At 51.5% G+C, this 12,496-nt stretch carries 11 protein-coding genes, 4 tRNA genes and 1 rRNA gene; all 16 read left to right on the top strand.

Annotation, left to right across the window (positions count from 1 at the left end; genetic code table 11):
* Nucleotides 1–31: 31 nt before the first annotated feature.
* Nucleotides 32–147 (top strand): 5S ribosomal RNA (rrf, locus tag KHS78_RS13880).
* A gap of 295 nt (nucleotides 148–442) precedes the next feature.
* Nucleotides 443–1,411, top strand: a complete 969-nt coding sequence (birA, locus tag KHS78_RS13875) for a bifunctional biotin--[acetyl-CoA-carboxylase] ligase/biotin operon repressor BirA (RefSeq protein ID WP_211829067.1) — start codon at nucleotides 443–445, stop codon at nucleotides 1,409–1,411.
* 37 nt (nucleotides 1,412–1,448) lie between these two features.
* Nucleotides 1,449–2,129 carry a type III pantothenate kinase gene (locus KHS78_RS13870; RefSeq protein WP_246506473.1) on the top strand — a complete coding sequence of 227 codons (681 nt, stop codon included), beginning with the start codon at nucleotides 1,449–1,451 and terminating at the stop codon, nucleotides 2,127–2,129.
* A gap of 29 nt (nucleotides 2,130–2,158) precedes the next feature.
* Entirely contained in the window at nucleotides 2,159–2,869 is a 711-nt protein-coding gene (locus KHS78_RS13865) for a hypothetical protein (protein ID WP_211829065.1), read from the top strand.
* 130 nt (nucleotides 2,870–2,999) lie between these two features.
* Nucleotides 3,000–3,083, top strand: a tRNA-Tyr gene (locus tag KHS78_RS13860).
* 50 nt (nucleotides 3,084–3,133) lie between these two features.
* Nucleotides 3,134–3,207, top strand: a tRNA-Gly gene (locus KHS78_RS13855).
* 23 nt (nucleotides 3,208–3,230) lie between these two features.
* A tRNA-Thr gene (locus KHS78_RS13850) sits at nucleotides 3,231–3,306 on the top strand.
* A gap of 78 nt (nucleotides 3,307–3,384) precedes the next feature.
* Nucleotides 3,385–4,578: an elongation factor Tu gene (gene tuf, locus KHS78_RS13845; protein ID WP_211829052.1), complete on the top strand. Its 1,194-nt coding sequence runs from the start codon at nucleotides 3,385–3,387 to the stop codon at nucleotides 4,576–4,578.
* 72 nt (nucleotides 4,579–4,650) lie between these two features.
* Nucleotides 4,651–4,726 (top strand) — tRNA-Trp (locus KHS78_RS13840).
* A gap of 41 nt (nucleotides 4,727–4,767) precedes the next feature.
* Nucleotides 4,768–5,139 (top strand): preprotein translocase subunit SecE, encoded by a 372-nt coding sequence (gene secE / locus KHS78_RS13835; RefSeq protein ID WP_211829064.1) that lies wholly within the window; start codon nucleotides 4,768–4,770, stop codon nucleotides 5,137–5,139.
* 10 nt (nucleotides 5,140–5,149) lie between these two features.
* Complete coding sequence (gene nusG, locus KHS78_RS13830) at nucleotides 5,150–5,683, top strand: transcription termination/antitermination protein NusG (protein WP_211829063.1); 534 nt, start codon at nucleotides 5,150–5,152, stop codon at nucleotides 5,681–5,683.
* 136 nt (nucleotides 5,684–5,819) lie between these two features.
* On the top strand, nucleotides 5,820–6,251 hold the full coding sequence (rplK, locus tag KHS78_RS13825; RefSeq protein WP_211829062.1) for a 50S ribosomal protein L11: 432 nt from the start codon (nucleotides 5,820–5,822) through the stop codon (nucleotides 6,249–6,251).
* Nucleotides 6,251–6,946, top strand: coding sequence for a 50S ribosomal protein L1 (gene rplA, locus KHS78_RS13820; protein WP_211829061.1), 696 nt, complete (start codon nucleotides 6,251–6,253; stop codon nucleotides 6,944–6,946). The genes rplK and rplA overlap by 1 nt, the downstream gene beginning before the upstream one ends.
* Before the next feature lie 236 nt (nucleotides 6,947–7,182).
* Entirely contained in the window at nucleotides 7,183–7,710 is a 528-nt protein-coding gene (rplJ, locus tag KHS78_RS13815) for a 50S ribosomal protein L10 (protein WP_211829060.1), read from the top strand.
* A 69-nt stretch (nucleotides 7,711–7,779) separates the two neighbouring features.
* Nucleotides 7,780–8,151 (top strand): 50S ribosomal protein L7/L12, encoded by a 372-nt coding sequence (gene rplL, locus KHS78_RS13810; RefSeq protein ID WP_211829059.1) that lies wholly within the window; start codon nucleotides 7,780–7,782, stop codon nucleotides 8,149–8,151.
* A 257-nt stretch (nucleotides 8,152–8,408) separates the two neighbouring features.
* Entirely contained in the window at nucleotides 8,409–12,488 is a 4,080-nt protein-coding gene (gene rpoB, locus KHS78_RS13805) for a DNA-directed RNA polymerase subunit beta (protein ID WP_211829058.1), read from the top strand.
* The last annotated feature ends 8 nt before the right edge of the window (nucleotides 12,489–12,496 follow it).

Below are 12,496 nucleotides of genomic sequence, written 5' to 3'. Positions count from 1 at the left end.
AGTAAACGTATCATGATCTCAACCCGTTTTGTCTGGCGACCATAGAGTATTGGCCCCACCTGATCCCATCCCGAACTCAGCAGTGAAACGATACATCGCCGATGGTAGTGTGGGGTCTCCCCATGTGAGAGTAGGTCATCGCCAGGCTTTAATTTAAAACCCCGATCGCTAACAAGAAATTAGCGGTCGGGGTTTTTGCTATGCGGCTACATAATCTTTCCTCTTTCCTCTTTCCTCTTTCCTCTTTCCTCTTTCCTCTTTCCTCTTTCCTCTTTCCTCTTTCCTCTTTCCTCTTTCAATAAGAAATTCTTTGGGTTGTTGGTTTGTGTCATGAATAATCAGAAATAAGTTCCTATCGAGAAGCGTCTGGTTAAATGTTGTGACGTTGTAACCCGCCTGTTGGCACTATATATTGTCCTGCAAAATGGTCAGGGCTGGTACGATGCAAGATATCCTTACACTTTTGCAGGATGGGCAATTTCATTCCGGTGAAGAGTTGGGAGATGCGCTGGGCATTAGTCGGGCGGCGGTGTGGAAACGTTTGAAGCAGTTGGAAAAGCAAGGATTGACCCTGGATGCGGTAGCAGGTAAAGGATACCGCTTACCTCGGGATGTTATTCTGCTTAATAGCGATCTGATTCACACCTATATTGATGAATCGGTCAGATCGAAGATTGCTCTTACTACGCTTCATTCTGCTTCCTCAACAAACGATACCGTTTTAACGCAACTGGAAAATCCCGAACCTGTTCAGATATGCGTTGCAGAACACCAGACGGCAGGCCGTGGGCGTCGAGGGCGCACATGGATCAGTCCATTAGGTGCCAATATTTATTTTTCCATGGTATGGCGTTTTGATAGTGGCATGTCTGGCCTTGATGGGTTGAGTCTTGTTGTCGGGCTTGCCGTGCTGAAAACGCTTGAAAAAATGGGTGCTACAGGTCTTGCGCTTAAGTGGCCTAATGATCTTCTCTGTTCTGGAAAGAAGCTCGCCGGTATTTTACTTGAAATCAATGGCGATCCTAATGGTGAGTGCCAAGTGGTTATCGGGATTGGTATTAATATCAAGTTGAGTCAGGAACAGTTGAATGAAATCTCACAGCCTGCGATTGATTTATGCACTGTATTAGGCATGACGGTTGATAAGAATCAGGTTGTTGGTGAGCTGATTGGACAGCTTGTCAGCTTTCTTGATGTTTTTCAGGAAAAAGGATTTACGCCATTTCGTGAAGACTGGCAACGGTACGATGCTTATGCTGGTCAAGAGGTTCGTTTAATCACGGGCATCAGGGAAATTACAGGCACTGCTGCGGGCGTAAATGAGCAGGGTGCCTTGATGCTGGATCACGATGGTGAGAAGCGTGCTTATGCCGGAGGGGAAGTCTCATTACGTCCTTATGAATATTCTTGATCTTGATTGTGGTAACACGCGTCTCAAGTGGCGGCTGATGAGTGAGGGTGAACTCAGGCAGTCGGGCGCTGTGGACAATACCGGTTGCTGTACATCCATGCTACGGAAAATTGCTGACGAACTATGTGTCCAGCCTAATCGATGCCGTATGTCTTCAGTGCGCGCGCCGGAAATTAATGACGTCATAGAGACGACGGTTTTTGATATATGGGATATTAAGGTAGAGCGACCGATAAAGCAGGAATATCTGGGAGGGGTACAGCTTACGGGCGTTGATCCGGCAGCCTATGGGGAGGATCGCTGGCTAGGGCTTCTTGCAGCTAGGGCAGCCATCCCTGCACGACCATTGGTCGTGGTGGATAGTGGTACCGCATTGACGCTGGATATTATTGATGAGGGCGGTTGTTTCAAGGGTGGCCTGATCGTGCCAGGTATCAGTCTGATGCTGAAGTCCATGGCTGACAATGCCGACAGGCTATTGATTCCAGAGCAGCGCCATTTTCGCCGCGGTTTGGGATTGAAAACAGTAGAAGCCATGCAGTTTGGTGTTGCGTCGATGGCGGCGGCACTGATCGAAAAAGAGTATGAGTTCCTGGGGGATGGGGCTGCTGTGGTTATTGGCGGCGGTGATGCAACGGTGTTGGCAGAGCTGGTAACCATTCCAGTTTTACACCTGCCTGACCTGGTTTTTGAAGGGTTGGCGATCGCACTGCCATAAATCAATAAGAACGCATGGATATGATAAAAATGATGCGCTGGTTGTTTCTGGTTCTGGTGATGGCCAATGGCGTGATCTTTGCCTATGGCTGGTATGAACGTTCTCAGGAAAAGTACATTCTATCGGAGTCTGGCGGTGAGCGTCTTGAGAGGGGGGCTGGTATTACGCTGGTCGCTGAGGCAGATACGGATGACTTGATTCCTCGAATAGTGGAAGAGCCGATATTGCCACTGCCAGAAGGTCAGCCAGCGGTGGCGGGTCTTTGTACGCAAATAGGACCTTTTCGGGCTGCGGATACGGTAGATCAGGCCGTGCAGCAACTGTTGGCTTCCGGTATATCTGCCCAGGCCAAAGCGCTGAAAATTCGCCATGGTGAAGATTTCTGGGTTTTGATACCGGCCCAGGTTGGGCGTGATGCGTCTTTGGGTTGGTTGCGGGAGCTCGATGCACAAGGTGTGGATGCCTATCTGATAACAGAAGGTGAACGCGCAGGTGGGATATCGCTGGGACTGTTCTCGCAGGGGGCGTTGGCTGAAGGCTTGCAGAAACGTATCGCTGACCGTGGTTATGCGGTGCAAATGGAAGAGATTCCACGCTTTCGTGAAGAGTACTGGCTGGAAATCAGTCAGGATGATACGGGGTTGATGAGCGATGCATTATGGGAGGTTCTACAGCAACGATACGGGTTTGCCGAGAAACACGAAAATTTATGCGGCTCCGGTATTGCATCCACCCGATAGTTTCCATAGAATGCGCCTCGCTTGCTGAGTTGGACGCCAACTTTTTCAGGCCTGACGGGAAGCTCGAAAGAGCGAAAAACGAAGGGGTTGACAAAGAAAGCGCTCTGAATAAAATGGCTCAGCAAATTGTGGTGGGGTTCCCGAGTGGCCAAAGGGATCAGACTGTAAATCTGACGCGAAAGCTTCGAAGGTTCGAATCCTTCCCCCACCACCAAAATTCTTTTAAAGTAGTAAGTCGCCTAGTGCGGCTTTTTACTTGGGTTTGCGGGTATAGTTCAACGGTAGAACCTCAGCCTTCCAAGCTGATGATGCGGGTTCGATTCCCGCTACCCGCTCCATATTTGGTTTTGTTCTGATTTTCGCTCATATAGCTCAGTCGGTAGAGCGCGTCCTTGGTAAGGACGAGGTCACCAGTTCAAATCTGGTTATGAGCTCCAGGATGTAAGGGGCAGATATTTGTTTATCTGCCCCTTATTTCTGTATCGGGAATTGGTGTTCTTTCTGGGAGCGTTACCATGGCAAAGGCAAAGTTTGAACGTAACAAGCCGCACGTAAACGTCGGCACCATCGGTCACGTTGACCATGGTAAAACCACTCTGACTGCAGCCCTGACTCGCGTATGTGCGGAAGTCTGGGGTGGCGAAATGAAAGCTTTCGACCAGATCGATAACGCACCTGAAGAGCGTGAGCGTGGTATCACCATCTCTACTGCTCACGTAGAATACGATTCTCCGATTCGTCACTACGCGCACGTTGACTGCCCAGGGCACGCTGACTACGTCAAGAACATGATTACCGGTGCTGCTCAGATGGACGGCGCTATCCTGGTATGTTCCGCTGCTGACGGCCCCATGCCGCAGACTCGTGAGCACATCCTGCTGTCTCGTCAGGTCGGTGTTCCTTACATCGTTGTCTTCCTGAACAAGGCTGACATGGTTGATGATGAAGAGCTGCTGGAACTGGTAGAAATGGAAGTTCGTGAGCTGCTGGACACTTACGAGTTCCCAGGTGACGACACTCCGATCATCATCGGTTCTGCCCTGATGGCTCTGAACGGCGATGACACCAACGAAATGGGTACTACTGCTGTTAAGAAGCTGGTAGAAACTCTGGACGAATACATTCCTGAGCCTGAGCGTGCGATCGATCAGCCTTTCCTGATGCCGATCGAAGACGTATTCTCCATCGCTGGCCGTGGTACCGTTGTTACCGGTCGTGTTGAGCGTGGTATCGTCAAAGTTGGTGAAGAAATCGAAATCGTCGGTATCAAGGACACCGTCAAGACCACCGTTACCGGCGTAGAAATGTTCCGCAAGCTGCTGGACGAAGGTCGTGCCGGTGAGAATGTTGGCGCACTGCTGCGTGGTACCAAGCGTGAAGACGTAGAGCGTGGTCAGGTTCTGGCGAAGCCCGGTTCCATCACTCCTCACACCCAGTTCACGTCAGAAATTTATGTTCTGTCCAAGGACGAAGGTGGTCGTCATACTCCGTTCTTCAAGGGTTACCGTCCTCAGTTCTACTTCCGTACCACTGACGTGACCGGTTCCTGTGAACTGCCGGAAGGCGTTGAAATGGTTATGCCTGGCGACAACGTTCAGATGACTGTGACTCTGATCGCTCCTATCGCCATGGAAGAGGGTCTGCGCTTCGCGATTCGTGAAGGTGGCCGTACTGTTGGCGCTGGCGTTGTTGCCAAGATCATTGCGTAATTAAGGCTGTTCAAGGGCTTCTGGGTCATGTAGTATACAGCGCCCGGAGCTCTTGAATGCCGGATAGTTTATAGGCCAGTAGTTCAATTGGTAGAGCACCGGTCTCCAAAACCGGGGGTTGGGGGTTCGATTCCCTCCTGGCCTGCCAGCTTCCCTTCTTGGGTAACCTGATCTGATAGAGATGTCTTGATGAGTGGTAAAGCCGACGTTGAAAGTCTTAATCGCTTCGACGGCCTGAAATGGGTTGTTGTTGCTTTGTTGGTGGTTGTAGGTGTCGGCGGGAACTATTACTTCTCAGCAGAGTCGTTACTATATCGTGTAATAGGTCTTGTTGTTCTGGGGGGTGTAGCGGCTGTTGTAGCTTTTCAGACAGATAAAGGCCGGGTGTTCTGGGAGCTGCTCAAGGATGCCAAGGCTGAGGTCAGAAAGGTGGTTTGGCCGACGCGGCAGGAGACTGTTCAGACGACCCTCGTTGTGGTTGCGGTTGTTCTGGTTATGGGTCTCGTGCTTTGGGGTCTTGACTCTTTGCTGGGCTGGCTTGTCAGTAGCCTGATTGGATAAGGACTGAAAGATGGCTAAGCGTTGGTATGTTGTGCATGCTTATTCCGGCTTTGAAAAGCATGTCATGCGTTCTCTGATGGAGCGTGTAAAGCTGCATCAGATGGAGGATCTTTTTGGTGAGATCCTGGTTCCCACTGAAGAAGTGGTTGAAATCAGGAATGGCCAGAAGCGCAGAAGTGAGCGCAAATTCTTCCCTGGCTATGTGCTTGTTCAGATGGAAATGAATGAGGATAGCTGGCACCTGATCAAAGATACGCCCAGGGTTCTCGGTTTTATTGGTGGGACGGCTGATAAGCCTGCACCGATCACTCAGAAAGAAGCCGATGTTATTCTTCAGCGTGTTCAGGAAGGGGTTGATAAGCCCAAGCCTAAGACGTTGTTTGAGCCGGGTGAAATGGTTCGCGTTATTGATGGTCCCTTCGCTGATTTCAATGGTGTTGTGGAAGAGGTCAATTACGAAAAGAGCCGTCTTCAGGTGGCTGTTATGATTTTCGGTCGTTCAACGCCGGTCGAGCTGGAGTTTGGTCAGGTCGAAAAAGGTTGAGCGTAATTCTCTGATCCCTGCGCTGCCCTGTGCGGTGTGGGGATTTTATTTTCAGGTGTTTTTGGTTACCTGAAAGTTTAGTGTACGGGGAGCTATTGCCTTAGAGTGATGGCGCTTGACCCGCAACGAGGTTGAAATGGCTAAGAAAGTAGAAGCTTATATTAAGCTCCAGGTTGCCGCTGGTCAGGCAAACCCAAGTCCGCCTGTTGGTCCTGCGCTGGGTCAGCATGGCGTTAACATCATGGAGTTCTGTAAGGCCTTTAATGCCAAGACCCAGGGTCTTGAGCCGGGCATGCCGACTCCAGTTGTTATCACCGTTTACAGTGATCGCAGCTTCACCTTTGAAACCAAGACTCCGCCAGCGGCTGTTCTGCTGAAGAAGGCAGCGAAGCTGAAGAAGGGTTCAGGTCGTCCGAACACTGAGAAGGTCGGCACTGTGACTCGCGAGCAGCTGCTGGAAATCGCCAAGATTAAAGAACCTGATTTGACTGCAGCTGACGAAGATGCTGCTATCCGCACCATCGCTGGAAGTGCCCGCAGCATGGGCCTGAACGTGGAGGGTGTGTAATGGCTAAGCTGACTAAGCGTGCAAAGCTGATTGCTGAGAAAGTTGATAGCACCAAGGTCTACGGCTTTGAAGATGCTGCCAGCCTGTTGAAGGATCTGCCGGCTGCCAAGTTCAAAGAGTCTATCGATGTTGCTGTGAACCTGGGTGTTGATCCTCGTAAATCTGACCAGGTTGTTCGTGGCTCTACCGTACTGCCTAATGGTACTGGTAAAGATGTTCGCGTTGCTGTTTTCACTCAAGGTGCTAACGCTGACGCGGCCCGTGAAGCCGGTGCGGAACTGGTTGGCATGGAAGATCTGGCAGAACAGATCAAAGCGGGTGAAATGAACTTTGACGTTGTTATTGCTTCTCCCGATGCAATGCGCGTTGTTGGCCAGCTGGGTCAGATTCTGGGTCCTCGTGGCCTGATGCCTAACCCGAAGGTGGGTACTGTAACCCCTAACGTTGCTGAAGCGGTTAAAAACGCCAAGGCAGGTCAGGTGCGCTATCGTACCGACAAGAATGGTATTATTCATGCTTCCGTCGGTAAGATCGACTTCGAAGCAGGTGCCCTGAAGCAGAACGTTGAAGCGCTGCTTGTGGATCTGAAGAAGCTGAAGCCTTCTTCTGCCAAGGGTGTCTATGTCAAGAAGGTGACCCTGTCTTCTACTATGGGTCCCGGTCTGTCCATCGAACAGGCTAGTCTTGACTTCTAATTTGAGTGTTGCAGCAGGTTGTTGATCTGCTGTATCGACTCTCCAGTCTTTGGGGTCCTCGTTTAGCGAGGGCCGTCAAAGATCGCAGGTGTGAATGGCTGATTTATGTGTTGTTCGCTTAATTTCCTGCGTAGACGGTGAATTAATTGCTTTGCAATTAGCCCATCACCGTATTTAGGGAGTGTCTTCCACTGGTTGGAGGATGTTCTGTCCTATAGAAAATTGGAGTAAAGCCAATGGCGTTAGGTCTCGAAGACAAGAAGGCGATTGTCGCCGAAGTCGGCGAGGTTGCCCAAAGCGCTCTGTCGGCTGTTATCGCGGATTACCGTGGTCTGACTGTGGACCAGATGACCTCTCTGCGCAAGCAGGCTCGTGAGGGTGGCGTATACCTGAAGGTTGTACGTAACACTCTGGCGCGCCGCGCAGTAGAAGGCACCGAATACGAGTGTCTGAAAGAGGCTCTGGTTGGTCCTACGGTTCTGGCGTTTTCTCAAGTAGATCCAGGTTCGGCAGCTCGTCTGCTTCAGGATTTTGCCAAGGAAAACAAAGAGCTGGAAGTCAAGGCGCTGTCCATTGGGGGTCAACTGCTCGGCGCTGAGCAGATTGATGTCCTGGCCAAGATGCCTACTCTGGACCAGGCTCGCGCGATGCTGATGAGCGTAATGATTGCACCGGTAACCAAGCTGACCAGAACTCTGAACGAGTTCCCGTCGCGTATTACCCGTGTAGTGGCAGCTGTTGCCGATCAGAAGAAAGCCGCCTGATCTTATTGATCGCCCGCTTTCTTAATAAAGTATTTTTGGTTTTACCTTACAGAATTTTGGAGTTTAAGAATGGCTCTGTCTAAAGACGATATCCTGAATGCCATCGCTGAAATGAGCGTTATGGAAGTAGTTGAGCTGGTTGAAGCTATGGAAGAGAAGTTCGGTGTCAGCGCTCAAGCCGCTGTTGCTGTAGCTGCTGCTCCTGCTGAGTCCGCTGCTGCTGAAGAACAGACTGAATTTGACGTGATCCTGACTGCTGCTGGCGACAAGAAAGTTAACGTCATCAAGGTTGTCCGTGGTGCTACCGGTCTGGGCCTGAAAGAAGCCAAAGCACTGGTAGACGGCGCTCCTGCTCCTCTGAAGGAAGGCGCAACCAAGGAAGAAGCTGAAGCTCTGAAGAAAGAACTGGAAGAAGCTGGCGCTTCTGTAGAAATCAAGTAATTTCAGCATTGCTTTTTTTCAGGCTTGTTGCATAATAGGCCGAATGGCTGGTGTCCAAGGGCACCGGCCTTTTTCCGTTGTATGAGCTATAACTTTTATGCCCGTATGATTCGGCTTGATAGAACGTTATGGTTTGTAGAAGGATGGTTATCACCAAACGGTGACAATAAGAGAGGCTACCCGCCCTCAAGGGCTGTCGTGACTCCGAGGCCGGTGATCAACGACACAACCGCAGGTGACCTAGCTGGGGAATGCTGATGGCTTACTCGTATACAGAGAAAAAACGTATCCGCAAGGACTTCGGTAAATTGCCGCACGTCATGGATGTGCCGTATTTGCTGGCAATTCAGCTGGATTCCTATCAAAAACTCTTGCAGTCAGGCAAAGGTACTGAAGCGAGAGATGATATCGGTTTGCACGCGGCTTTCAAGTCCGTCTTTCCGATTGTCAGCTATTCCGGCAATGCAGCCCTGGAATATGTTGGCTACCGTCTGGGCACGCCTGCTTTTGATGTCAAGGAATGCCAGTTGCGCGGAATCACTTACGCAGTCCCCCTGCGTGTAAAGGTTCGCCTGATTATTTATGACAAGGAAAGCGCCAACAAGGCGATCAAGGACATCAAGGAACAGGAAGTCTACATGGGCGAAATTCCGCTCATGACTGAAAACGGTACCTTTGTAATTAATGGTACCGAGCGTGTTATTGTTTCCCAGCTGCATCGTTCCCCCGGTGTGTTCTTCGACCACGACCGTGGTAAGACGCATTCTTCCGGCAAGCTGCTGTACTCTGCCCGGGTCATTCCTTACCGTGGCTCATGGCTGGACTTCGAATTCGATCCCAAGGATCTGCTTTTCGTCCGTATCGACCGTCGCCGGAAGCTGCCTGCGACGATCTTGCTGCGTGCGCTGGACTTTACCTCTGAGCAGATTCTGGGTGCATTCTTTGAGACAAACTTCTACAAGATCTCCAGTAATGGCATTTCTTTCGAACTGATCCCCGAGCGTCTGCGCGGTGAAGCCGCCAGCTTCGATATCAAGGATCACGATGGCAACGTTATTGTTGAAATGGGTCGCCGTGTCACTGCGCGTCATATCCGCCAGCTGCAGAAAGCCAATATCAAAGAGATTGAGGCACCGGTCGAGTACCTGTTGGGTAAGATGTTGGCCAAGCCGGTCATTCACAAGACGACCGGTGAGATCATTGCGGAATGTAATACCGAGATTACGCTTGAGCTGTATGAGAAGTTCCTGACAGCTTCTGTTAAGGACGTTGAGGTTATCTACACCAACGAGTTGGATTGTGGTTCCTACGTCTCCGACACGCTGAGAGCTGATACCACCACCAACCGCATCGAAGCGCTGGTAGAGATTTACCGGATGATGCGTCCCGGTGAGCCGCCGACCAAGGAAGCTGCCGAGCAGCTGTTCCAGAATCTGTTCTTTACCGCTGAGCGCTATGACCTGTCCGCAGTCGGTCGTATGAAGTTCAACCGCCGTATGGCGCGTGAAAGTGATGAAGGTTCCGGTGTGCTGGATAACCAGGACATCATTGACGTTATGCGTACCCTGGTTGATATCCGTAATGGTCACGGTATCTGTGATGACATCGATCACCTGGGTAACCGTCGCGTCCGTTCTGTCGGTGAGATGGCAGAGAATCAGTTCCGTGTCGGTCTGGTACGTGTCGAGCGTGCTGTTCGTGAGCGTCTGTCCATGGCAGAAAGTGAAGGCCTGATGCCTCAGGATCTGATCAATGCCAAGCCGGTTGCCGCTGCGATCAAGGAATTCTTCGGTTCCAGCCAACTGTCCCAGTTCATGGACCAGAACAACCCGCTGTCCGAGATCACGCACAAGCGTCGTGTTTCTGCATTGGGTCCGGGTGGTCTGACCCGTGAGCGTGCCGGCTTTGAGGTTCGAGACGTACATCCGACCCACTACGGTCGTGTATGTCCTATCGAGACCCCTGAAGGTCCGAACATCGGTCTGATCAACTCGCTGGCAACTTATGCCCGCACTAACGACTACGGTTTCCTTGAGTCTCCGTACCGCAAGGTCGTAGATGGTCAGGTGACCGAGCAAATCGAATACCTGTCTGCGATTGAAGAAGGTGAGTTCGTTATTGCACAGGCCAGTGCCGTACTCGACGACAATAATCGCCTGAGCGAAGAGCTGGTTAACGTCCGCTATCGCAACGAATTTACCCTGATGGGGCCGGAGCAGGTTAACTACATGGATGTGTCACCGCGTCAGGTGGTATCCGTGGCAGCCTCTCTGATTCCTTTCCTTGAGCACGATGATGCTAACCGAGCCCTGATGGGATCGAACATGCAGCGTCAGGCCGTTCCAACCCTGCGTGCTGATAAGCCGCTGGTAGGTACTGGCATGGAGCGTAACGTTGCTCGTGACTCGGGTGTCTGTGTCGTCGCCAAGCGGGGCGGTGTGGTTGACAGTGTTGATGCATCCCGAATTGTTATTCGTGTTGAAGAATCAGAGCTGTTGGCGGGCGAGGCGGGTGTTGATATCTACGCCCTGACCAAGTACACCCGTTCTAACCAGAACACTTGTATCAATCAGCGTTCCCTGGTCAAGAAAGGGGATGTGATTGCGCGTAACGATATCCTGGCAGATGGTCCTTCTGTGGATATCGGTGAGCTGGCCTTGGGTCAGAACATGCGTGTCGCGTTCATGCCCTGGAATGGTTACAACTTTGAGGACTCCATCCTGGTGTCTGAGCGGGTTGTACAGGAAGACCGTTTCACCACGATTCATATTCAGGAGCTCACCTGTGTGGCTCGTGATACCAAGCTGGGTTCTGAAGAAATTACTGCAGATATCCCCAACGTTGGTGAGTCAGCCCTGAACAAGCTGGATGAAGCCGGTATTGTTTATGTGGGTGCAGAGGTTGAAGCAGGCGACATCCTGGTTGGTAAGGTGACACCAAAGGGTGAAACCCAGCTGACACCGGAAGAAAAACTGCTGCGTGCCATCTTCGGTGAAAAGGCGTCTGACGTTAAGGATACCTCACTGCGTGTTCCCACCAGTGTGAAAGGTACCGTCATCGACGTACAGGTCTTCACCCGTGATGGTGTGGAGAAGGATGCGCGTGCGCTGTCTATTGAGAAAGAGCAGCTCGACGAAATCCGTAAGGATCTGAACGAAGAGTTCCGTATCGTTGAATTCGATACCTTTGCCCGTCTGCGCAATGCGCTTGTTGGTCAGAAGGCGGATCGTGGTCCGGCCCTGTCCAAGGGTGACAGCATCTCTGACGAATACCTGAACGGTCTGGAGCACGACCAGTGGTTCAAGCTGGTGATGGCAGATGAGTCTCTGAACGAGCAGCTGGATAATGCCCGCAAGCAGTTGACTGAGCTGCGTGCACAGCTGGATGAGCGTTTCGAAGACAAGAAGAAAAAGCTGCAGACCAGTGATGATATGGCGCCTGGCGTCCTGAAGATCGTCAAGGTCTATCTGGCCATCAAGCGTCGCATCCAGCCGGGTGACAAGATGGCGGGTCGTCACGGTAACAAGGGTGTTATCTCCATCATCATGCCGGTAGAAGACATGCCGTATGATGAGAACGGTAACCCGGTTGATATCGTCCTGAACCCGCTGGGTGTACCGTCGCGGATGAACGTTGGTCAGGTACTGGAAACTCACCTGGGTGCAGCGGCCAAGGGACTGGGCGTCAAGATCAATCGCATGATCGAAGCGCAGCAGGCAGTGGCTGATATCCGTAAGTTCCTGGATCAGGTATACAACGGTGTGGCGGGTCGTGCTGCGAAGGTTGACCTGGACAGCTTCTCTGATCAGGAGATCATGGAGCTGGCCCGTAACCTGCGTGGTGGTGTTCCAATGGCAACGGCCGTATTCGACGGTGCCAAGGAATCCGAGATCAAGGATCTGCTGCGTCTTGCTGACCTGAATGATAGTGGACAGTGCACGCTGTTTGACGGTCGTACCGGTAACCAGTTTGAGCGTTCCGTAACCGTTGGTTACATGTACATGCTCAAGCTGAACCACCTGGTTGATGACAAGATGCACGCTCGTTCTACTGGTTCTTACTCGCTGGTAACTCAGCAGCCGCTGGGTGGTAAAGCGCAGTTTGGTGGTCAGCGCTTCGGTGAGATGGAAGTGTGGGCACTGGAAGCTTATGGTGCGGCGTATACGCTGCAGGAAATGCTTACCGTTAAGTCTGATGACGTCGCCGGCCGTACCAAGATGTACAAAAATATTGTTGATGGCGATCACCGGATGGAAGCGGGTATGCCAGAGTCCTTTAATGTTCTGGTTAAGGAAATTCGTTCACTGGGCATCGATATCGAGCTCGAAACTGAATAATCAGGCTA

Source organism: Kistimonas asteriae, assembly GCF_018263925.1.
Classification (GTDB): Bacteria; Pseudomonadota; Gammaproteobacteria; order Pseudomonadales; family Endozoicomonadaceae; genus Kistimonas; species Kistimonas asteriae.
The sequence above is the reverse complement of the archived record's forward strand: the minus strand, read 5'-3'. Positions and strand labels throughout refer to the sequence as shown.

Excerpts from the sequence above, each read along its gene's own strand:
- rplK (WP_211829062.1), top strand. The coding sequence starts at position 5,820 with ATGGCTAAGAAAGTAGAAGCTTATATTAAGCTCCAGGTTGCCGCTGGT.
- rplA (WP_211829061.1), top strand. The coding sequence starts at position 6,251 with ATGGCTAAGCTGACTAAGCGTGCAAAGCTGATTGCTGAGAAAGTTGAT.
- rplL (WP_211829059.1), top strand. The coding sequence starts at position 7,780 with ATGGCTCTGTCTAAAGACGATATCCTGAATGCCATCGCTGAAATGAGC.
- tuf (WP_211829052.1), top strand. The coding sequence starts at position 3,385 with ATGGCAAAGGCAAAGTTTGAACGTAACAAGCCGCACGTAAACGTCGGC.
- KHS78_RS13870 (WP_246506473.1), top strand. The coding sequence starts at position 1,449 with ATGAGTGAGGGTGAACTCAGGCAGTCGGGCGCTGTGGACAATACCGGT.
- nusG (WP_211829063.1), top strand. The coding sequence starts at position 5,150 with ATGGCTAAGCGTTGGTATGTTGTGCATGCTTATTCCGGCTTTGAAAAG.
- KHS78_RS13865 (WP_211829065.1), top strand. The coding sequence starts at position 2,159 with ATGATGCGCTGGTTGTTTCTGGTTCTGGTGATGGCCAATGGCGTGATC.
- birA (WP_211829067.1), top strand. The coding sequence starts at position 443 with ATGCAAGATATCCTTACACTTTTGCAGGATGGGCAATTTCATTCCGGT.
- rplJ (WP_211829060.1), top strand. The coding sequence starts at position 7,183 with ATGGCGTTAGGTCTCGAAGACAAGAAGGCGATTGTCGCCGAAGTCGGC.
- secE (WP_211829064.1), top strand. The coding sequence starts at position 4,768 with ATGAGTGGTAAAGCCGACGTTGAAAGTCTTAATCGCTTCGACGGCCTG.
- rpoB (WP_211829058.1), top strand. The coding sequence starts at position 8,409 with ATGGCTTACTCGTATACAGAGAAAAAACGTATCCGCAAGGACTTCGGT.